This window comes from Paenibacillus sp. YN15 (genome assembly GCF_003285005.1).
Classification (GTDB): Bacteria; Bacillota; Bacilli; order Paenibacillales; family NBRC-103111; genus Paenibacillus_AR.
This window is the reverse complement of record NZ_QMFA01000001.1, coordinates 386,122-407,584: the sequence shown is the minus strand read 5'-3', so window position 1 is coordinate 407,584 and position 21,463 is coordinate 386,122. Positions and strand designations below refer to the sequence as shown.

At 57.8% G+C, this 21,463-nt stretch carries 14 protein-coding genes; 8 read left to right on the top strand and 6 right to left on the bottom strand.

Annotated elements, in window-relative coordinates:
- Positions 1 to 174: 174 nt before the first annotated feature.
- From DQG13_RS01280 to DQG13_RS01265, 4 genes are all read right to left on the bottom strand, one after another.
- Positions 175 to 486 carry a YunC family protein gene (locus DQG13_RS01280; protein WP_397333912.1) on the bottom strand — a complete coding sequence of 104 codons (312 nt, stop codon included), beginning with the start codon at positions 484 to 486 and terminating at the stop codon, positions 175 to 177.
- 132 nt (positions 487 to 618) lie between these two features.
- Positions 619 to 2,394 carry a SulP family inorganic anion transporter gene (locus DQG13_RS01275; protein ID WP_113017711.1) on the bottom strand — a complete coding sequence of 592 codons (1,776 nt, stop codon included), beginning with the start codon at positions 2,392 to 2,394 and terminating at the stop codon, positions 619 to 621.
- A 148-nt stretch (positions 2,395 to 2,542) separates the two neighbouring features.
- Positions 2,543 to 4,432 carry a putative bifunctional diguanylate cyclase/phosphodiesterase gene (locus tag DQG13_RS01270; protein ID WP_181592502.1) on the bottom strand — a complete coding sequence of 630 codons (1,890 nt, stop codon included), beginning with the start codon at positions 4,430 to 4,432 and terminating at the stop codon, positions 2,543 to 2,545.
- A 460-nt stretch (positions 4,433 to 4,892) separates the two neighbouring features.
- Positions 4,893 to 9,278 carry a DEAD/DEAH box helicase gene (locus tag DQG13_RS01265; RefSeq protein WP_113017542.1) on the bottom strand — a complete coding sequence of 1,462 codons (4,386 nt, stop codon included), beginning with the start codon at positions 9,276 to 9,278 and terminating at the stop codon, positions 4,893 to 4,895.
- Between the two features lie 357 nt (positions 9,279 to 9,635).
- Between DQG13_RS01265 and DQG13_RS01260 the strand changes: the two genes are divergently transcribed.
- Positions 9,636 to 11,864 (top strand): methyl-accepting chemotaxis protein, encoded by a 2,229-nt coding sequence (locus DQG13_RS01260; RefSeq protein ID WP_113017541.1) that lies wholly within the window; start codon positions 9,636 to 9,638, stop codon positions 11,862 to 11,864.
- 608 nt (positions 11,865 to 12,472) lie between these two features.
- On the opposite strand, the gene DQG13_RS01255 is transcribed toward DQG13_RS01260, so the two are convergent.
- Positions 12,473 to 12,775, bottom strand: a complete 303-nt coding sequence (locus tag DQG13_RS01255; RefSeq protein WP_113017540.1) for a hypothetical protein — start codon at positions 12,773 to 12,775, stop codon at positions 12,473 to 12,475.
- A 181-nt stretch (positions 12,776 to 12,956) separates the two neighbouring features.
- Here DQG13_RS01255 and DQG13_RS01250 point away from each other — a divergent pair, with 181 nt between their 5' ends.
- Positions 12,957 to 13,454 (top strand): hypothetical protein, encoded by a 498-nt coding sequence (locus DQG13_RS01250; RefSeq protein WP_146767076.1) that lies wholly within the window; start codon positions 12,957 to 12,959, stop codon positions 13,452 to 13,454.
- Here DQG13_RS01250 and DQG13_RS01245 read toward each other — a convergent pair whose 3' ends face one another.
- Entirely contained in the window at positions 13,455 to 14,891 is a 1,437-nt protein-coding gene (locus DQG13_RS01245; protein WP_113017538.1) for a stalk domain-containing protein, read from the bottom strand.
- A 266-nt stretch (positions 14,892 to 15,157) separates the two neighbouring features.
- Here DQG13_RS01245 and yhbH point away from each other — a divergent pair, with 266 nt between their 5' ends.
- From yhbH to DQG13_RS01215, 6 genes are all read left to right on the top strand, one after another.
- Positions 15,158 to 16,306 (top strand): sporulation protein YhbH, encoded by a 1,149-nt coding sequence (gene yhbH / locus DQG13_RS01240; RefSeq protein WP_113017537.1) that lies wholly within the window; start codon positions 15,158 to 15,160, stop codon positions 16,304 to 16,306.
- Between the two features lie 251 nt (positions 16,307 to 16,557).
- Positions 16,558 to 16,764 carry a TOBE domain-containing protein gene (locus DQG13_RS01235; protein ID WP_113017536.1) on the top strand — a complete coding sequence of 69 codons (207 nt, stop codon included), beginning with the start codon at positions 16,558 to 16,560 and terminating at the stop codon, positions 16,762 to 16,764.
- Between the two features lie 265 nt (positions 16,765 to 17,029).
- Complete coding sequence (gene modA, locus DQG13_RS01230; protein ID WP_113017535.1) at positions 17,030 to 17,899, top strand: molybdate ABC transporter substrate-binding protein; 870 nt, start codon at positions 17,030 to 17,032, stop codon at positions 17,897 to 17,899.
- Between the two features lie 6 nt (positions 17,900 to 17,905).
- On the top strand, positions 17,906 to 18,583 hold the full coding sequence (gene modB / locus DQG13_RS01225) for a molybdate ABC transporter permease subunit (RefSeq protein ID WP_113017534.1): 678 nt from the start codon (positions 17,906 to 17,908) through the stop codon (positions 18,581 to 18,583).
- Positions 18,584 to 18,756: 173 nt separating this feature from the next.
- The gene (locus tag DQG13_RS01220) at positions 18,757 to 20,364 is read left to right on the top strand and encodes a spore germination protein (RefSeq protein WP_113017533.1); all 1,608 of its coding nucleotides are present in this window, start codon (positions 18,757 to 18,759) and stop codon (positions 20,362 to 20,364) included.
- Positions 20,361 to 21,461, top strand: coding sequence for a GerAB/ArcD/ProY family transporter (locus tag DQG13_RS01215; RefSeq protein WP_113017532.1), 1,101 nt, complete (start codon positions 20,361 to 20,363; stop codon positions 21,459 to 21,461). Before DQG13_RS01220 ends, DQG13_RS01215 begins: the two co-directional genes overlap by 4 nt.
- Positions 21,462 to 21,463: the final 2 nt, after the last annotated feature.

Here is a 21,463-nt window from a genome sequence, read left to right as displayed (position 1 = left end):
GATTCTCTGTCCGCCCAACTGTGACGAGGATAAACGCCTATCGGCATCCTTTGACAAGCTGCGTTTGTCAAGAAGCCCAGCCGCTTCCCGGTATATACTTTCCGAAACTAAAAAAACAGGAGCGTTCCACGCGGGAATGCTCCTGTTTGCTTCTTTTTAGCGCAAATTCCGATGTCAGAACATCCGCTTCAACGCGTCCCGGCCGCTCATGCCCGGCTCAATGCCCAGCGCTTTGGCCTCATGGGTCACGGATTCCAACGGCGCGGCCAACAGCTGCTCCAGCGTGCGCACACCCACTGCCCTGCCGGCTATGATCCGCCGGTCCGCCAGCTGATCATTCAGCAGCCCCACATCCAGCGCGCCGCACATGATGTAGCCTTTGTCCGTGGCCACAGCCAGCAGTGTGGTTTTAGGCAGCTTGACCTCCACCCCCAAGGCGATTTTTCCCTCTTCCACTGTAACGGGAACCATCTGCATCAATGCCATGCACCCCTTTTCCGCAAGCTCTTCTATATCCATATGCGGAAAAACGGCGGCAAGTGCCATCAAAGCGGGAGCGGGTTTCCTCAAAAGTACCCGAAGGCGGCCTGGGAGCGCCGCGCCATTTTGGGGGCGGGCCTACACGCCCAGTTCCACCTTCTGCTTCGCCGCGGCTCCTTTGGCCACGAAGCTCCGCTGTCCTGCGGGAGCCCCCGAGAACTGGGCGCATTCCCGGAAGGCAAAATGCTTGCAGCCGGCGCAGCGCTCCATATCCAGCCGCGTCAGGGAATAGTCAATGGCGTCCCCTGTATGCTCAAACAAATGCTGTTCTCCCAGCTTGGCAAGCAAACCCGTACTGGCCATCATGTCCAAGGGCTGCTTCTGGACGCCTGACAGCAGCACCGTGCCCCCGGCAGCGGAGACATACCGGACCAACGCGGACAAATTCCGCTCCCCTGTAATGTCCATAAAGGGAACCTTCTTCATCAGAAGAATCATCACTTTGGGCTTGCGGTGCATGGTCTGCATAATGGTGTTCTCAAAATGCTTGGCAGCGCCGAAGAACAGCGCCCCTTCCACCGTAAACATGCTGATTTGGGGACAGTCATGGGCGTCCGTCACCACATGGGGTCTTACCTTGGAATATTTGTTGTCCTGGTCGGGCAGCACCTTGGCTACGGTCAGAAGCTCGCTCATCCGCTTCACGAAGAGAATGGCGGCCAGTCCAAGGCCGATCTCCACGGCCAAAGTCAGATCCGTGAACACCGTCAGCAGGAAAGTGATGACCAGCACCAGCGAGTCTCCGGTTCTGACCCGGAGCACATGGGCGAATTCCTTGCGCTCGCTCATATTCCAGGCCACCACCATCAGCACCGGCGCCATACTGGCCAGCGGAATGTGGGAGGCATACGGAGCAAACAGCATCAGCACCAGCAGCACCGTCAAGCCGTGGAACACCCCCGACAGAGGGGAAACAGCGCCGTTGCGGATATTGGTGGCCGTCCGGGCAATGGCTCCGGTAGCGGGAATCCCCCCGAACAGGGGCGTAACCATATTGGCGATGCCCTGTCCAATCAGCTCCCGGTTGCTGTTATGGCGGTCTCCGCCCATGCCGTCGGCTACCACAGCAGAGAGCAAGGACTCAATGCCGCCCAGCATGGCAATGATGAAGGCGGGCTGCCACAGGTTCAGCATGTTATCCAGGCTGAAATCCGGCAGCTTCAGCGCCGGCAGGGAGCTGGGAATGGCCCCGTAGGTGGAGCCGATGGTGGCCACATCCCCTTTGAAGAAGAGCACGCCGGCCACAGTGGACACCACCAGCCCCACCAGAGAGCCCGGCACCTTGGGAAAAAACCGGGGCGTCAGCAGAATCGCCGCCAGACAGATGCCCGCCACAATCACAGCCGCCGGATTCCAGCTGGGCAGCCGCAGTCCGATTTCTTTCATATTATCGATAAAATGCTCATGCTTGGCCACATCCCTTAAACCCAGAAAGCTGGCAATCTGGCCGGCAAAAATCGTCACCGCAATCCCGGCGGTAAAGCCGATGGTCACGGAACGGGGGATGAATTTCATTAGAGCGCCCAGACGGAACACGCCCATGAGCAGCAGCAGCACCCCGGCCATAAATCCGGCCACCAGAAGATTCTCATATCCGTACTGCATCACAATAGCGAACAAAATTGGAATAAACGCTCCCGTAGGGCCGCCGATCTGAAAGCGCGAGCCCCCCAGAAGCGAGATCAGAATCCCCGCCACAACCGTGGTGTAAATTCCGTATTCCGGCTTGACCCCCGATGCAATAGCAAAAGCCATCCCCAGAGGGATGGCGATAATTCCCACAATCAGGCCCGATATCAAGTCCTTGCGTAAGGTATTGGCATTATAACCGGCGTATCTTCCCGACCATCTGATGTTCATAAGAGCCCCTTCTTTGCAAATAGTGAGGTACGTGTTTCCATACCTCACTAATGTAGACCTCCCTGCCCCCGGCGTCAATGAATATTTGGTGGCAACTTCCGGTTTTGGGCGGAAAAACAGGCGGCTGGCCCTGGGCGGACGGTTATGCTGGAAGGGAATGGGACTTTTTCAGCATCTTCTGCATCTCGGCTGCAGGCAGCGGAGGGCTGCACCAATAGCCCTGAATCAGGTTGCATTGGTTATCCCGCAGGAAGTGCATTTGCTCCCGGGTCTCCACCCCTTCGGCAATGACCAGCAGGTTCAGGTGATGGGTCATGCTGATAATGGTCGCAACAATAGCCGCATCATTGGGGTCGCACATAATATCCCGGACAAAGGAACGGTCAATTTTCAGCTTGTCGATGGGAAATTTCTTCAGGAGATGAAGGGAGCTGTAGCCTGTCCCGAAATCATCGATGCTGATCTGCACTCCCAAGCTCTTCAGCTCCTTGAGCGACTTGGTGGCAAAGTCCACATCCATGGTCATGCTCTCCGTAATCTCCAGCTCCAGGAATTGCGCCGGAAGCTGGGTATCCTCCAGAACGGCATGAATGATGCCCTTGAGATCATGCTGCAGGAACTGGCCCATGGACAGATTGACGGATACAGGCACGGCGGGCAAGCCGCTGTCCTGCCACTGCTTGTTCTGCCGGCACGCCTCCATAAGCACCCATTTCCCAATGGGCGCAATCAGCCCCGTCTCTTCGGCGATGGGGATAAAATCCCCCGGGGAAACCAACCCCCGCACCGGATGATTCCAGCGGATAAGCGCTTCCATTCCAACGATCGCGCCTTTTTCCAAATGAACCTGCGGCTGGTACACCAGCATAAATTCGTTGTTGCGGATGGCCTGCCGCAGCTCGCTCTCCAGCGTCAGCTTGGTCAGGGAGATTTTGTTCATGTCGGAATTAAAAATCTGATGGGTGTTCTTTCCCGTTTCCTTGGCCCGGGACAGGGCAATATCGGCATATTTCATCATCAGGTCCGCCGTCTCCCCCTGCTCCCCCAGATAGTGGGCAATGCCAATGGAAGCGGTAATGTGAATCTGGAACTGGCCGATCTGGAAAGGCTGCTCCAGGGAGTGGTAAATCCCCTCCGCCAGCTGCTCCAGCCGCTCCTTGGCGGTTACCCCGGCATAGAACATGGCGAATTCATCGCCTTCCGTCCGGGCCACAAAATCATCCTCCCCGACGCAGCGGACAAAACGCTCCGCCACCTGCATCAGCAGCATGTCGCCGTAATCATGGCCGAAGCTGTCGTTGACCAGCTTGAAACGGTCAATATCCAGATACAGCACAGCCGCGCCGCCGTTTTGGGCACGGGCGGCCACCATGACCTCCTCCAGCTTTTCCCGGAACAGCCTGCGGTTAGGCAAGCCGGTAAGATCGTCATAATACGCCATATGGCGGATGCGGTTCTCCATGCGCTTGCGCTCCGTCAGATCCCGGCCGATGGCCAGAAGCGCCCGCTGCCCCTGCAGACGGATCATCCGGATATTCACCTCCGCCGGAGCCAGACGCCCGTCCTTGGTGCGGTAATGGATCTCCCGGTATTCGGTCTGCGCGCTGCCGGGAGAGGACTTGCGTTTCATCAGCTCCATAATCTGGGACTCATCGGCTATCTTCCCCACCTCCACGCGGAGCAGCTCATCGTAGCTGTATCCCAGCCAGGCGGAAGCGGCCTGATTGCATTCCAGAATCCGGTGGGGGCTTTTGGCGCTGATGACGAGAATCGCGTCATTGACCTGATCGATCAGCTCCCGGTATACAGCGGAAAACCCCCGCTCCTTGGCAAGAGTGGCGGAATGGCGGAAGTGGGTATACAGCAGCCAGGGAACCAACAGCGCACAGCATGAAAAGAACACAACCAAGGGAGGCGGCTGCAGGTTGCGAATCACCTCAAACAGGCTTCCGCAAGCCGCCAATCCCACCACCACCGGCGGGATCATACTTTTCGGTTTTACTTCTTTTCCCAACTGATCCTCTGACGGCACCCGGCAACGACCCCTTTTTTATCCTGCGGCCAACGCATTCCTGCTCTATTTGTCACGGCGGCCGCAAATTTTTTTACACGTAAAGATTTACACGTAAAGAATAATAAGTTTTCAAGATATCCGAAAGCCAAATTCTTGGAGGGCATAATAAGCTTCCGCTAAAGACGAACCCGCCTCTTCGGGATGCTTCGATAGAAGCTTTTTTATCACATCACCAGCTTGACCTCATTAAAGCACTAAAGTGCAATAAAAAACTCTCAGGGTGGCGGGGCGTCACAAAACGCCGACAAGCGTTTGCCCCCTTCGACAAGCACCCTCATATCCTCGGAAATATTTCTGCATGCCTTCTGCTGTTTCCTGCTTATCGCCAAAAAAATCATAGCGCCCATATGCGGCCCGCTCGGAGGCCAAGCGGAGCCTAACGGAAGGGAGAGCCGCCGTTAGAGCTGCCGCCGGTATTTCAGCGCTGTCGGTATTTCAGCGCCGTCGGCCAAAACACGAACCGCGTTCTGTCCAGCTCTCCCCCCAGCCGCCGGAATTCCTCCTCCAGACCGGATTCAGCCGCAGGCCTGCCGTTCCAGCGCTCCAGCGTAATTTTGCTCAGATGGTGCCTGACGATGAGGGTAGTGAACACCTCTGCCAGAATAGCGCAAAGACGGTAGGGTTGCCCTTGTGCGGCTTGTGCGGCAGCCGGATGACCGGGGAACACAGCCACGTGCTTGCCGAAATTTTCGATCCACAGGCATAGCGCGTTTCCTTCATATACCAGATAATTCCCCGGCTTGCGGGCGAACTGGACAGCGGTCAGCTCCGGCCACTCCACCCATGCCCCATAGGGATTGGCAGGGTCCGCCGCGGAGATAAGCGACGGCTTGCCCGTGTCCCCCGGCAGAGCGGCCTCCAGCTGCTCCACCGTTTCCCGGGTGGTAAATTGCATAGCGGCAATATCCTTGACAAAAAACCCCCGGACAGCCATGCCCCAGTCCTCCAGCTTGCGCAGCACCCCGGACAGCTGCTCCCAGCCGTAGGGCGCCGCATAGGCCGCAGCCCCGCGGGTCAGCAGGCCGAACTGGCCCATCCAGCGTTTGCAATAGGACAAGGCGCAGGTCTCGGCGTTCTCCTCCTCCCCGGGAAGCAGCGCATACCACCGGCCGAAGCCGGACTGGAATTCCCCGCGTTTGGTCCGGACGCCGGATGAGGCGGCCAGCCGGAGGGGCGCAAACTGGTCATTGGCCGCCCTGCCCTCCCACACCAGCTCCATCAGCTTGGGCAGAAGACTGGAGGGAGCTTCTCCCGTTTCCCGGGAGAGAGCCGTCAGAAAGCTGGCCCCCTTGGCGACCAGCAGATCCAGAAGCGGCCGCTGGGAGGTATCAGGCCCTTCGGAGGCCCTGCGGATAAAAGGCTCCGCCTCTCCCCGCTCGGCGGCCAGAAAGAAGGCGATCCGCCCCTCCTTCTCACCCTCCTCTTTTCGTCCCATCCAGAAAAGCTCCCCCGATGCGCACAGCTGGTCCAGCCATTCCTTGCGGTATTCCTTCAGCCGGGCGGGGAACACCAGCTTCTCCCAATGCGCCACCGGCAGATAAATCCCTTGCAGCTGCCCGATAATCCGCAGCAGGCCTTCCGCTCCTTCAAGCCGCCGTTCCGGGAGCAGATGGTGGGTTTGGAGCAGATGCAGCGCATAGCGGTTGGCCTCGATAGCCCCGTGCTTCACCCGGAAATCCGAAATGGAGGTGCGCACCAGACGCTCGGCAATTTTGGCAGCGGTGTACAGACCGGTTTCCTGCGGCTCCGCAAAAGGAGCAGCCGTAACTGTACCGTCCGCCAGCCAGCCTGCCGTCCATGCCTCGGCCAGCCCGGCTTCGACGCCGAAGCGCTCCGCCAGCTCCCCGGGGCGGAAGGAGAGCACACGCTCCACATAACGCTTGGCAATAAAAGAAGCCTCCGGCGTATGGGGAAAGCCCGCATACCACTCCTCTTCGTCGCGGCTGAAGAACCGTTCCTCTCCCCCCAGGCGGATGCTTCGCACACTGCCCGCCGCAAGCAGCTCCGTCACGATTTGATCCTCTCCCCATAACCGGGCCAGTTCCTCCCGGGACAGGTCTCCGTATTCCTTCAACAGGCGAAGCAGGCTGCGCTTCTCTTTCTCCCCGCCGTTTGGGGCGGCGGCCAGCCAGGCCGGACGGGCCAGCCGCTGCGCTTCCTCCTCCAGAACCTGCCGGGAAATCAGGGCGCGGAGCCCTTCCTTGCCGAACCATTCCGCCGCCAGCTCCCGGTTGATCCCCAGAAGCCGCATATGGACATCGCGCCCCAGCGCATCCGATTCATACAGGCTGGTCATGGCAAAATCATTCATAAATCGCATGGCAAAAGGCGACGGCGCAATGGAATCCACCGTCTGCAGCCCGACGGCTCCCGTCCGCAGCTCCTCCAGGAGCCGGTGCAAGCCGGGCACGTCCAGCTCCTCCTCCAGGCAGACGGCATAGGCCTCCCGCAAATACGGGTACTTGTCGGCAAAGGGAAGAGCCTGCTTCAGCAGCTCCTCGCTCCGGAAGCGCATGGTCCAGGAGGCTTGACGCTCATAGCCTCTGACCAGTAGAAGCGAGGTTTCCGCCACCCGGCGGAAGGCTCTGGCGAACATGGCTGTGCCGGGCAGCGCCTGCCACAGCAGCTCCTCCACCTGGGAGGCGGACAGCCGCCCCGGCTCCAGCAGCCAGTCCGGATTCCAGCGGTCGAAGACAAATTCCATGCCGTCGTCCTTGGCGATGGAATAGACCTGGGTGGGGCTTAACGCATCAAAGCGGATGCGCAGGGCCATCTCCCAGGTTCTGTGGATGCGGCGGCCCAGGAGGCTGTGTACCACCAGATGATGCCGCTCCCCGTCATCCTTGTAATGCTCGGCCACGATCAGCGTGTCCGTGGGCACCAGCCCATGCTTGTCCTGGCCGCGGACATAGCCGACAAGCTCGGCGGCGGCATCCCCGTCCAGCCTGTATTCCTCCATCAGCCCGCGCTCCAGCTGCCGCTCCTGCTCCTCGCCGGCGCTGTGCCGGGCGGCATCCCGGATGGCGGCCAGCATGGCCCCGATGCTTTTGCCGATCAGGGGGCTGCGTCCCCCCGCTTCCGCTTTCCAGAAGGGAATTTCGCTGTAGGTGTGGTCGCTTTCCGTCACATAAACCCGGTCATGGCGGATGGAGCGGATGGTCCAGGAGCTGGCTCCCAGCTGAAAAGCGTCCCCCGGCCGGCTTTCATACACATACTCCTCGTCCAGCTCCCCCAGATGCATCCGCGTCTCCGCATGATGCACCGGAAAAGCGGAGGTCTGGGGAATGGTGCCTCCCCCCATGGAGGCGGCAATAGCCGAACCCGGCAGCCGCAGCAGCCTGTCGGTCTCCCGGTCCCAGGCCAAGAGCGGCCGGGAGAAGGGATACCGCCCGGACAGCACGTCCAGCATGGCCTCATACCGCTCCCGGGGATACTCCCGGTAGCAGTCGCTGCCGGACACCACCCGGTACCAGGCCTCCGGCGACCATTCCTCCCCCGGCCCGGCAGCCGCCACGGCGGCAACGGTATGCTGGGACAGCACATCCAGCTTATGGCGCGGAATGCGGATATCCTCAATCTCCCGGCGGGCCACCGCCTTGGCCAGCACCGCCGCCTCCGGCAAATCCCCCCGGGTGCGGACGATGACGACTCCGCGGCTTTCCCCGCCGACGGCATGGCCTGCCCGGCCGAAGCGCTGGATGCCCGCCGCCGCCTCCTTGGGGGAATCGATCTGAAGCACCAGATCGATCTCGCCCACGTCGATGCCCAGCTCCAAAGTGGCGGTGGCCACCAGACAGCGGAGCTCGCCGGCCTTGAGCATGGACTCCACCTCCAGGCGCCGCTCCCGGGACACGCTGCCGTGATGGGAGCGGGCCATCCCGTAGCCCACATATTCGTTCAGGCGCAGAGTAAGACGCTCGCACAGCCGCCTGTTGTTCACAAAAATGAGCACCGATCTGGCGCCCTCCATACATTGCAGAATCCGCTGCACCAAAGGCCCCCATACCGCTTCCTTGTCCATCGCCCGGACTCCCTTGGCGGGCATGGTAACCGAAACCGTGAGCCTGCGCTCCATGGGACTCTCCACAATATGGACAGGCCTGGCGGTCATGCCGCCTGCACCGGCGGGGTCTGTCCCTTCCTCCCAGCCGCCCAGATAACGGGCCACCCGCTCCAAGGGCTTTTGGGTGGCGGAAACCCCGATGCGCTGGGGATTCCGGCGGCACAGGCTGCCCAGACGCTCCAGGGATAAGGAGAGATGCACCCCTCTTTTGTCCGAGGCCAGATCGTGAATCTCATCGACAATGACCTGTTTGACGGTGCGGAGGATTTCCCTGGCTTTGACTGCGGTCAGCATCAAATAAAGCGACTCCGGGGTGGTGATGAGCATATCCGGAGGATTCCGCAGCATGGAGGCCCGGGTGCTTTGCGAGGTATCCCCCGTCCGCACTCCAACCGTAAATCCGGGCCAATCCGCCTGCTCCTGCGCCGCCACCGCCGACAGCTCTCCGGCAAACCGGAAAATGTGGTGATGGATATCATTGTTCAGCGCTTTCAGCGGAGTGACATACAGGAGCTTCACTCCCCGTGGAACGGCCTCCGCCTCTGCCTGCCCGGCTTCCCGGACAATCCGGTCCAGACACGGCAAAAGGGCGGCCAGGGTTTTGCCCGAGCCGGTGGGAGCGGCGATCAGCGTGCTGTGCCCTGCGGCAATGCTTTCCCACGCCTCCTGCTGCACAAGGGTAGGAGAGCCGAAGGATTGCCTGAACCAAGCTTCGATAACCGGATGAAAGGAAACGGACATTTCCGCAAAACTCCTCTCTGTATTGTGAACATGCTTCAGAGCGTCACGCCACTTTTGGGGGATTTTTTTACGAACATATTTTCTGTATCATACCATGAATTGGCCCGATTCTCCACATTCTGTCTGGAGTGCGGAGAACATATGACCCTTGTTTAAATCTTTCATTCCCTGATAAGTATGCTTACTTTCTAGTTGAAACTTCGTAAAAGGCGAACATTCCGTCAGATTATCGGAGCAATCTTCGAATTTTCACTTATTTGTCTCATTCATCTTCACCATTCCGACACGCACTATGTTACAATACTTAACATCAGAAAACAGAATATGATTTTATGGTCGATGACTGGGGGGAGAGGTATGTTTGACTGGCTCGGATTTCGGAAAGGGCTTCCGCTGTGGTGGTCATACAGGCTCAACAAGCATTTGAAGGAGGATATTGAGGAGATTTTTGAAGGCATCGCCAATACCCGCAAGGAGCTCCTGACAGAGTGGGCGACGGATTGCTGGACCCATCTGGAGCGTTATTGCGCCGAGGCGGCTTCCTCCGCCCAAGGCAGCGCTTTGTGGCAGGCGGAATCGGCGCCGGTATGGGAGCGTTTATCCCAGGCGGTGCGCCAGCGGGCGGCGGATTTTTCGGAGCTGTTCGTGCTCGACGGCAAGTTGAATGTGATCTATTCCACGCATGCTCCGCATATGGGGCAAAACGCCGCCGACGCCCCGTTCCGCGAAGGCGCGCTTTATTCCTCCAAGCAGAAGGACGGCCGCTGCCTGTATGGCCCCTATGCCGATCCTCTGACGGTTAAGATCGGACCAAGCACCTCCTCTTTTCACGACAAAATGACCCTGATGTTCATTTATCCCCTGTTGGATGGCGGCGGAACCTGGATGGGAGCGCTGTGCGGACGGGTGCCCAACGATGTGCTGGGCGATCTGATTCAGCGGGAATCGGGCCATGTTTACCCGGACTCGGGGGATAATTACCTGTTTATGGCCTCCCCCGTTCTGCGCAGGGAGATCGCGCCGGGCACCGCCCTGTCCCGCAGCCGCTTCGAGGACCGGACCTTCACTCACGGCGAAAATTTGAAGGACGGCGTATCCACCGACTGGGGCACAGTCCGGGTGGCGGAGCATACGGAGCTGGAGCTGATGTTTACCGACCCGGCTACGGGCCAGCTGCATCCGGGGGTGGCGGGCACCATTGCCAAGGGCAGCAATCTGTTTGTGGAGTTCCCCGGTTATTCGGATTACCGGCATATTCCGGTTATCGGCAAGGGCGTCACCTTCCGGCTTCCCCATTGTCCGGACCTGTGGGGCATGATGTGCGAGGGGGATTTGGAGGAGGTCTACCGGCTGCGGAGCATCGATTTCAAAATCAGCCGGGTGCAGCTTCCGGTGATGCTGCTGTTTGCTCTGGCGGGAGCGGCTCTTTGCGGCGCGGCGGTTGCCCGGGATGTGCCGGCTTTGTACGCCGGACTGGCTGTGGGACTGCTGCAGCTTCTCGGCGGCTGGGCGGCAATCCAAATCTCCCGGCGCAAGGGCACGCTGCCCGCGGCCGACAGCCTGCGGCGGATCAACCGCTTCATCCGGATCAACGCGGAGGGCAAGGGGGATTTGACCCAGCGGCTGGATACCAGCCAATTTGCAGGTGACGAAACCCGGGAGCTGGCCAAATGGATCAACAATATGAACGATTCCCTGGAGGGAATCATGCTGAAGGTAAAGCACGCCTCCGAGGATGTCCGCGCCAACCAGCGGGAGCTGAGCCAATCCACCGACGCCACGTTGACTGCAACGGAGCGGATGGGGGAGGAGATTCATTCCATGATCCGCAGCATCCGCAGCCAGCTGAAGGATATTGACATCGCCAAGGATGTGGCCTACGAGATGAAGGCGACGCTGGCGGAGCTGGAGGCCAAGGCCTCGGAGCAAATTGCGGTGGCCCAGGGCGAGGTGGAGCGGATCGGCGGCAAAATGTCGCAAATCTCCGGCAAGGTGGCGGAGACCAACCGGACCATTCTGACCTTCATGGATACAGCCAGGCAGATCGGCGAGGTGCTGGAGGTCATTGGCCAAATCTCCTCCCAAACCAACCTGCTGGCCCTGAACGCTTCTATTGAAGCGGCGCGGGTAGGCGAGCACGGCAAGGGCTTTGCGGTGGTTGCCAGCGAAATCCGCAAGCTGGCCGACATGACCCACTCCTCCACCGGCCAGATTCAGGAGACGGTGGAGCTGATTTACCGCAACGCGCAGCTGGCGGCGGCCTCCATGGAGGAGGGCAGCCGGGTGGTGGAGGAAGGCAACAGGCTGGTTGCCGCGGCGACGGAGCTTTTGTACAGCGCCAATGCCGGAGACAGCCAGAAGAGCCGGGCCGTGGACGAGGTGGTGGAGCTGATGGAGAAGATTGCCGCCATCAGCATCGAAAACCGCCGGATTTCCACCCAAGTGGAAAATAAGGTGCATGGGCTCCTGTCGGATATGGGCAATGTGCGCTACAATTCCAACCAGGTAGATGCTATTACCATGTTCCTGCAGCAGCTGGTAGGTCAGTTCCACCTGCGGGAGGCGGCGGGCCAGCGGAAAAGCTGACTAAAGAGTTGCGGGGAACAGGCGTTATGGGACGTTACTGGTAAGGCAGGCAGTCTTCTGTTGCGGAACTCAGAGACTCTTACAACGGTAAAAACGGGAGTTTGGACGAATAGCGGAACTGAGAGAGCGTTATTTCCCCTACGCGGCGAAAACGGCGAGGAAATAAGGTTGAAGCGGAGGATAAGCGCTCCTCAGTTCCGCTAGAGCGGAAAAAAGCTGCAAAAGCCGCTTTAAGAGCCGCTCAGTTCCGCTACGCTCTTCCGGCGCAGGGGAGATAGTTGGCACGGGAGCGGACTTCGGGTGGTAGATGAGATAGTTGGCATGGAAGCGGACTTCGGATGCTAGATGAGAAGTTGGCGCGGAGGCAGCCTTCAGGTGGTAGATGAGATAGTTGGCATGGAAGCGGACTTCGGGTAATAGGTGAGTTGGGAGCGTGGATAATCTTCGAGTGGCAGGGGATAGCGGAAGCTAGTTGTCCGCTATCCTGTCCAACCGCCAGGGATCTGGGGCCAGCCCCCTCCCTGCCGGGAGCCGCGCCACCCCACGCCCCAACCCCAAAAAAGCCGCTCTGCCCGAGCGGCTTCCTGCTCCTTCTGCTTGCTCCAGCCTTACACTATTCCTACGTCATGCTGGCCGACAATCAGCTTCACCGGTTCCAGGAACACCCGGGTTTTTACGTTGAAGTCGCCCAAAAGATCAATCTCCATGTCCGTGATCTTGGACCGCGTGGTTTTGCCCTCCCGCCGGTCGTATACCACCTCAAATTGGCGCAGCCCCAGCTGGTAGGTAACGACAGTGGCGCCCAGCATCGGCTGCGGCGTATCCACCTCGGCATGCTCGAACACCACTTCGCTCAAAATCTCATCGTTCATATCCACAATGCGTACCTGCTGGCAAAGCGTATATTTCATCCCGGTTCCTCCGATTTCTGATATAAATGCCAGCCCCGTCTCCGCACAAGGCTGTGTCGCTATATCCCGAATCATACCACATTTTGGAGAAAATATCCTTTCAATTTTGAACGGGAGAAAAAATTTGCCAGCTTCCCGCCCCCATGCTACGATGAAAAAAACGAACATGGAGGTGAACGCGTTGGAGCATCCAACCAACGGCACAGTTCGGCACGACTCGGAGGACGGCGGCCGGCCAGCCGATACGGTTCCCCCTCCCCCGGCGTACAGCGGCTTTTCACCGGTGGAAATGTATGACACTGAACCGCCCCGCCGGAGGCATTCCGGACTGGGCATTGCATCCTTTACCATTTTTGCCAGTATGGCACTGATTTTCATCATTATACTGGGGAGCATAACCGTCAAGCTTTCCGGGCTGATCGACACGGACACAGGCGCTTACGATTATGAGGAGATCGAGCGCCGGGTAGCCGATATGCCGGAGCTTGCCTTCATGGGCCTGGCCCTGCTGGGAACCTTGTTCGGCAATTTCGTCGGCCTGATCCTGGGCATCGTCGGCCTTGTCCAGAAGGAACGCAAAAAAGTGTTTGCGGTGCTGGGCACCGTCCTGAACGGCCTTGTTATCATAGGGCTGATTCTTATGGTGCTGATTTCGATTCTGGCATTGGCCTCCATCTGATCAGAATTCCAGAGACACCCGGTAGAGGTTCTGGTCCCATTCGACCTTGCCGCCCCAGCTTTCCACCACATAGCGGACCGGCACGTACAACCGGCCGTCCACGATTACGGGAGGCGTATCCAGCGCTTCCTTTTTGCCGTCCACCAGGATCTCCCGCCGGTCGGGAGTGAAGGTCAGCGTTTTGCCGTCCTTCACCACGGACAGATTGCCCTCCGCTTCATTCCACTTGAACTCCGCGCCCAAAGCCTGCAAGAGCGGCCGAATGGGCACCAGCGTCGTATCCTGGCGGATAAAACCCTGAAATTCAGGCCGGAACCGCCCGTTGACCTCCAGCTGCGTGCGGGGCTCCGCCAGTCTGCGGACCACCAGGACATTGCTCAGATCGCGGCCCGGCTGGGTGAGCACAGTTCCTTCGGCATACAGTCCGGAGCTGGCGCCGCCGTCCAGATTCATGGCCTCCCGGAGTCCCAGGGCAACCGCCGCTTCCGCTTCCTGCTGCACGGTCACCCCGTCCATGGTCCCCATCACCAGCCTGCCTTCCCCGTCAATGCCGACGAAGCTTCTGCGGTTGGCTTGCGTCATGAGCTTCGGGTCGTCAAAGCCGTCCCGGGCAAAATCCAGATCCACCGCTCCGCCTGTCACCAACTTCGGTCCCGCACCGATGGCGGAAAGCCACATTCCCGCATCCACCGCCTCCCCGCTTACCGCATCCTTGGCCACCGTTTCCAAATCCACCGTATCTCCCACCTGAACCCGCGGGAGCAGATTATTGCGGTTGTTGTCGCTGTTCCCGGCCATAAACACATACCCGTCCCCGGGCACGGAAACCGCTTCTTCGGTAATCCGGGTCACTACATTCTCCCGGATCACAATTTTGGTGCTGTTGGGATAATCGATGATCCGGCCCATAGCGGGGGTGTACCAGACCACCTGGTCCGTTTGGCCGTCTCCGTAATATTTATTGACCCCCCACGGAAAATAAGTGGAGGTTTGTTTGCCTTGGACAAAGGTCACCCGGATGCCCAGCTCCACATTGCGGATAACGGGAAGCTTGTCCGCCATCCAAATCAGGGACTGGTTGGTTCCGGAATGGACCGTCTCCCCCGAAGCGACCAGAAGCCCGTTGGGATAACGGCTGTCCTCCGCCTTTTCATATGCGTTGAAGAAGGTCCCGTTGATGGCGGCCGCAGCCTGGCTCCGTTCCACAATCGAGGCGAAGGACTCGTCATAGCCGATGGCGCTCCGGGCCGTAACCGGCTCAAGAGCAAGCAGCGGATCGCGCAAATCCACCCGCACCGTAGTCACAGTCATGGTTTTGCCTCCCACAGTGACCTGCTCCGTCCCCGCCTGAACCGAAGGGCCGGCGGCATAAGCGGCTTGTCCCGCCGCCAGGATGCCGGCCGTACAACAAAGAAGAATCAGCAGCTTGCGCATCATCTTTTAGCCTCCTTATCATTCTGTCTCACTGCGCTGTCTAAAGGCTGTCCTAAAACCCGCTACCCCCGGAGTTCTCGGACAGTCCCTAATATCATAACAGTTTTCAGACGCATTCACTATGCGTTTTGTTCCAATGGAAAAATGAAGAACATGCGAACAAAGGAAGCTTTCGATAACCGGAACATACCTCCCGCCGCGGTGAATATACTTAACAATATCACGCGCTAAAGCTTTCGCAAGATTTGCACAAGAAGGGAGGAATTCCAGTGACGGAACCGCTATATATCGTCTCCCGGGAGGACTGGTCCCTGCACCGCAAGGGCTATCAGGACCAGACGCGCCATCAGGAGAAGGTGCGTGAGGCAATCAAACAGAATCTTCCCGATATGGTGACGGATGAAAGCATCGTCATGTCGGACGGCAAGCAGGTGGTGCGCGTCCCCATTAAAAGCATCGACGAGTACCGCTTCCGTTATAACTACAATAAGCAAAAGCATGTAGGGCAAGGGGATGGGGACTCGCAGGTAGGGGACGTGCTGGGAGTGGACCGGGAGGCCCAGAAGAAAGGCCCCGGCAAGGGAGAAGGCGCCGGCGACCAGCCCGGCGAGGATTATTACGAGGCGGAGATCAGCATGGCCGAGCTGGAGGAGATGCTGTTCGAGGAGCTGGAGCTGCCCAATTTGGAGGAGAAGCAGCGGGAGATGCTCCAATCCAAGGACGTGGTGTTTAATGATATCCGCAAAAAAGGGATTATGTCCAACATCGACAAAAAGCGGACCATTATGGAGAACATGAAGCGCAACGCCAACGCGGGCAAGCCGGGCATCCACGGCATCTCCCCCGACGATCTGCGGTTCAAAACCTGGGATGAGGTGCAGAAGCCCCATTCCAACGCAGTGGTGCTGGCCCTGATGGATACCTCCGGCTCCATGGGCTCCTTCGAAAAATATATTGCCCGCAGCTTCTTTTTCTGGATGGCCCGGTTTCTGCGCCGCAAATACGAGCATGTGGAAATCGTCTTCGTGGCCCATCATACCGAGGCCAAGGAGGTGACGGAGGAGGATTTCTTCACCCGGGGCGAAAGCGGCGGCACCATCTGCTCCTCCGCCTACCAAAAAGCACTGGATATTATCGACGCCCGCTACCCTGCCGCCAACTGGAATATTTATCCTTTCCATTTCTCCGACGGCGACAATCTGACCTCCGATAACGAAAAATGCGTCAATCTGATTCAGGAGCTGATGAAGCGCGCCAATATGTTCGGCTACGGCGAGGTCAACCAGTACAACCGCAGCTCCACCCTCATGTCCGCCTACAAGAACATCCAGCACAAGAAATTTCTCTACCATGTAATCCGTGAAAAAGCCGATGTGTACAAAGCGCTGAAAACCTTCTTTTCCAAACCGGTATCCTGATTATCCCCGGCAGATTCAGCCCGGCAGCGGTGCCGGGCTTTTTGGGCTGCCCCCCAACGGGATATGGAAGAAAACCTGACAATAGATATCAACCATTCGTCTTATATCGCCTTTTTTCGTTGATCCGCAGCAAAAAAAGCTTTACAATAAGCCTATACCTCCCAGTCCGGCATCTGTGATTAAGCCGCAGCCATTGCGGACAAGCTGACCGCGGCAGAATATCTTACATTGAGGAAAGGAGTGTTCCATCCATGAAAATCAGCGCGCGCAATCAGCTGACCGGCAAGGTAGTGGAGATCAGCGAAGGACAAGTCAACGCCAAGGTTGTCGTGGACATTGGAGGAGGCAACAAAATCACCTCCATCATCTCCGTCGAATCCCTGAAGGAGCTGGAGCTGGCCATCGGCTCCGAGGTCACCGCCGTGATCAAATCCTCCTCCGTCATGCTGATGGCGTAACCGAAGGTCCCGCTCGCCCCATCTGCCACTGCGAACCCCCTCCGCCCAAACCAGGCCAAGGGGGTTTTCGCATTCGTACATATACCCACATTTAATCAAACAGCACTAAACATAACAAAACGATACAATATTCGATACTTTTTTATTTACATATCATCACAAACTATAGTATGATGTGAAATAACATATCATCAAACCAATCATAACTGCTGGTTTCGTAATGATTGGATGCAATCTTATATAGATAATACCGGGAGGGATAACCATGTTATTGCAAAATGGGAAAAAAATCATCCTCGCTTGCGCTCTTTCACTGGCCGCCTTAACCGGCCTGGCCGGCTGCGGAGAGAAGGACGGGGCCGTCCCCGCCGCCACTGTCAGTCCCGCAGCTTCGGCTGCCGCCAGTGTGGCGCCAGCTCCTACCAAAGCGCCGGACCCGGTGGAGCTGACCATTTCCGCCGCCGCCAGCCTGACGGAGAGCCTGAACGAGATCAAAACCCTTTACGCCAAAAAAGCTCCCCACATAACCCTTACCTTCAACTATGGCGCTTCCGGCACCCTTCAGACACAGATTGAGAACGGAGCTCCCGCCGATCTGTTCCTCTCTGCAGGGAAGAAGCAAATGGACACTTTGGTGTCCAAGCAGCTCATTGATTCCGCCACCGCCAAGAATCTGCTGATCAACGACCTGGTGCTGATCGTCCCTGCGGACAGCAAGCTCTCCATTGCCAAAATCGAAGACCTGAACCATGCCGATGTAAAGAAAATTGCTATCGGCACACCCGAAACCGTACCCGCCGGCAGCTACGCCAAGGAAACCCTGACCTACTTTAAATTATGGGATGCCCTGCAGCCCAAGATTGTGCTGACCAAGGACGTGAAGCAGGTGCTCTCCTATGTGGAAACCGGCAATACGGAAGCCGGGTTCGTCTATAAAACAGACGCCGCCGCTTCCAAAGGGGTCAGGGTTATCCTGACTGCCGACCCGGCCAGCCATACTGCGGTGGAATATCCCATAGGCATCATCAAGGCCTCCAAATATCCCGAAGCCGCCAAGAGCTTCTATGAGTATCTGCAAACCAAAGAAGCCATGGATGTGTTCTTGAAATACGGCTTCTCGGCAGCCGCGAAATAATCCGCCATGGCCAGTCAACTGACGAAACCGGAATTCATCCATCCTCTGCTGCTGTCGCTGAAGGTAACGCTCTTTTCCAGCATAATCGTCTTTCTGCTCGGAATTTTCATTACCTGGTTTATGACCGTAATCCGCTTCAAGGGAAAGACGGTTTTGGAAACCCTTTTTCTCCTGCCTATGGTTCTGCCTCCTACGGTTGTCGGTTTTGTGCTGCTTGTGATCTTCGGCAGAAGAACCTGGTTCGGCAAGCTGATTGAGGCCCTGTTCGATCACTCCTTTATTTTCAGCTGGTATGCGGCTGTCGTGGCTGCGGTTGTGGTGGCCTTCCCGCTGGTGTACCAGTCCCTGAAGGCGGGGTTTCTTTCCGTCGAGCGGGAGCTGCAGGATTCCGCAAGATCAATGGGCGCCAACGAATGGCAGGTTCTGGTCCATATTACCATGCCCCTCTCCTGGAGAGCCTTGGTTACCGGCTATGTCCTGGGCTTCGCCCGGGGACTGGGGGAGTTCGGCGCCACCTTGATGGTGGCGGGCAACATCCCCGGCCGCACCCAAACCATTCCCACCGGCATCTACCTTGCTGTCGATTCGGGAAACACTGCGCTGGCATGGCTCTTAAGCGGCGCCACCATCGCCCTTTCCTTCGGGATGCTGTTGTTCACCGGCAAGCTGAAAGGCGCTTCCTAAGCCTGCATAACATCCCCCCCTGATTGAAGCCCGGACCCTCTGCTCTCCTGCAGAAGGCCCGGGCTTCTTGGCGCAGACGCATAAAACAGGTCCAAACTTCAAACCCTACGTAAGAGTCATGTATATTCTGGAAGGAGTTCGGCTGTGCGCCGCTTGGAAGGAGGAGAGCAAGCATGAACATTCTGAAAGGAAAGTCGGCCAGGAAAACCAAGCAGGAGAAAACCGGCAAAGCTGCGCCTCCCCCCAAAAAACAGCCGCTTTCTGAAAGTCTCGATGAGAATTTATCCCTCATACATGCCGAATTGGTGGAAAATGTGGATGTCACCTTCCGCCATCTGACCAATGAAGTCCGCTTTGCCGTCATTTTGGTAGAGGGTATTGTGGATGGCGGCAAAGTCGACAGGGATCTTCTGCAAACCCTGGTCAAGCCGGGCCTGGGCATAAGAGACAGCCTTGCCGGTTTGTCCGGGCAGGAGGTGCTGGAGGCAACAGCGGATGCGGTGCCTTTGGGCATGGTCAAAAAGGTGGACACGGTGGATGGCGTATTCTCCGCTTTATTCGGCGGCTCCACGATTGTTCTTATTGAAGGCTGCAATCAGGCATTGGCCATCAACACCTCCGGAGGAGAGCAGCGCGGCGTCGAGGAAACCACTACCCAAACCGTGATCCGGGGGCCAAAGGAAGGCTTTAATGAAAATTTGCGCACCAATCTTTCCTTGATCCGCAGAAGAGTCAAATCGACGAAGCTGGCATCGATCATTCTCGAATTGGGCAGTATTACCCGAACGGAAGTGGCGGTTGTTTATTTGGACGGCATCGCCCGCAAGGAAATGGTAGACGAGGTGATGCAGCGCCTTGCAAGCATAAAGACGGATTCCATTCTGGATTCCGGTTACATTGAGGAATTTATTCAGGACTCCAGCTACAGCCCCTTCCCTACCCTGCTCAATACGGAACGGCCGGATGTAGCGGTTGGGGCTCTTCTGGAGGGCAAGGTAGCGATTATCGTGGACGGAACGCCGTTTGTTCTGATTGCACCGGCCCCCTTCACCCGGTACTTTCAATCCAGCGAGGATTATTACCAGCGGGCGGATATTTCCAGCTTCTTAAGGATTATCCGGTTTGTGGCGTTCTTCTTGTCCATGCTGCTTCCCGCCCTGTACATTTCCATTACCACCTTCCACCAGGAGATGCTGCCTACGCCGCTGTTGATCAGCCTGGCGGCCCAACGGGAGGGAGTGCCTTTCCCCGCCTTCATCGAAGCCATATTGATGGAGCTGACCTTCGAGGTGCTGCGGGAGGCGGGCGTCCGGATGCCGCGGGCCATCGGTCCCGCCATTTCCATTGTGGGCGCTTTGGTGCTGGGGCAGGCCGCTGTTCAGGCAGGTCTGGTATCGGCGGCCATGGTTATCGTGGTTTCCTTTACCGCAATCTCCAACTTCGTCGTGCCTTACATCAGCATGTCCATCTCCGCCCGGCTGATCCGCTTCGGGATGATGATCCTGGGAGGCTCCTTCGGACTGTTCGGCATTATGTCCGGCATGATGTTCCTCCTGATCCATCTGGAGGGCCTGCGCACCTTCGGCGTTCCCTATATGGGCCCCTTCTCTCCCCTGCGGCTGTCCGAGCTGAAGGATGTGCTGATCCGCGCTCCCCGGTGGGCAATGAACAAACGCCCCGATACTGCCAATCCGGGGAACCAAAAACGGCAGCCTGAAGGACAGCAGCCTCTTCCCCCGAAGAAGCCGGAGGGAGACAGGCAGGAGGGGGAAGGGACATGAAGGAGCGGATTTCCGTTTGGCAGCTAAGCACTTTAATCTATGCCACCATTATTCCCACCGCAATCCTGGTGGTGCCCAGCGTGGTCATGGCTCATTCCAAGCAGGATGCCTGGATTTCCATTCTGGCCGCCACCATACTGGGAACAGGCATAGCCTGGCTGACAGGCTCTCTCGCCAAGCGGGTCTCCGGACAGTTTTCCTTCCTGGGCTGGTTATCCCGCCGGTTGGGGAAATGGGCGGCTGTTATTGTCGGCTTAGGGCTGACTTCGTACTATATTTCCATATCGGCAACTATTTTGCAGGAGTTCACAAACATCCTGTCGGATCAGATTTTATTTGAAACCCCGGACTGGGTCATAATGGTCATCATTCTGTCCGTATGCGGCTACGCCGTCTACGGAGGAATTGAGGTTATCGCCCGGGTCAACGGGGTGGTCACTACCATTAGCATCATCACGTATTGCATCAGCCTGACTCTGTTCTTCAATCTGATCGAGCCCCATCAGCTCATGCCGATTATGGATACTCCGCTGCCCCATGTGGCCTACGGCGGCTTGCTGCCGTTGGGCTGGCTGTCGGAGGTGGCGCTGGTTCTGCTGCTGGCTCCTTATCTTCACTCCAAAAAAGGAATTGTCAAAGCGGCTGTGGGCGGGACCGTTGCCGCAGGCTTCCATCTGACGCTGACCGTGGCCCTGTGCCTCATCCTGTTCGGCCCCATTATGCCGCAGCAATTCCGCTATCCCACCTTCAGCATGATTGAAATTATTAAGCTGGGGACAACGCTGGAGCGGTTGGATATTCTGTTTGTGTCCTTTTGGGTATGCACCATCTATATCAAAATGGCGCTGTTTCTGTTCGGGGCCTTTCACTGCCTGACCGAAACCTTTGTCATTAAGCCGTCCAAACCGGTGCTGCTGGGCTTGAGTCTGGTTATTATGATGACCGCCTTCGTGTCCTTCCACGATGAAACCGCATTCGACAACCAGATGCAGCATGTAACCCCGTATGAGCTTCTTGGGTTCAACGTGGTCCTGCCGCTATTATTGGCCGCAGCTCTGTTGGTCCGCAAAAAAGCCCCACGGAAAAGGAGGTCCTGATC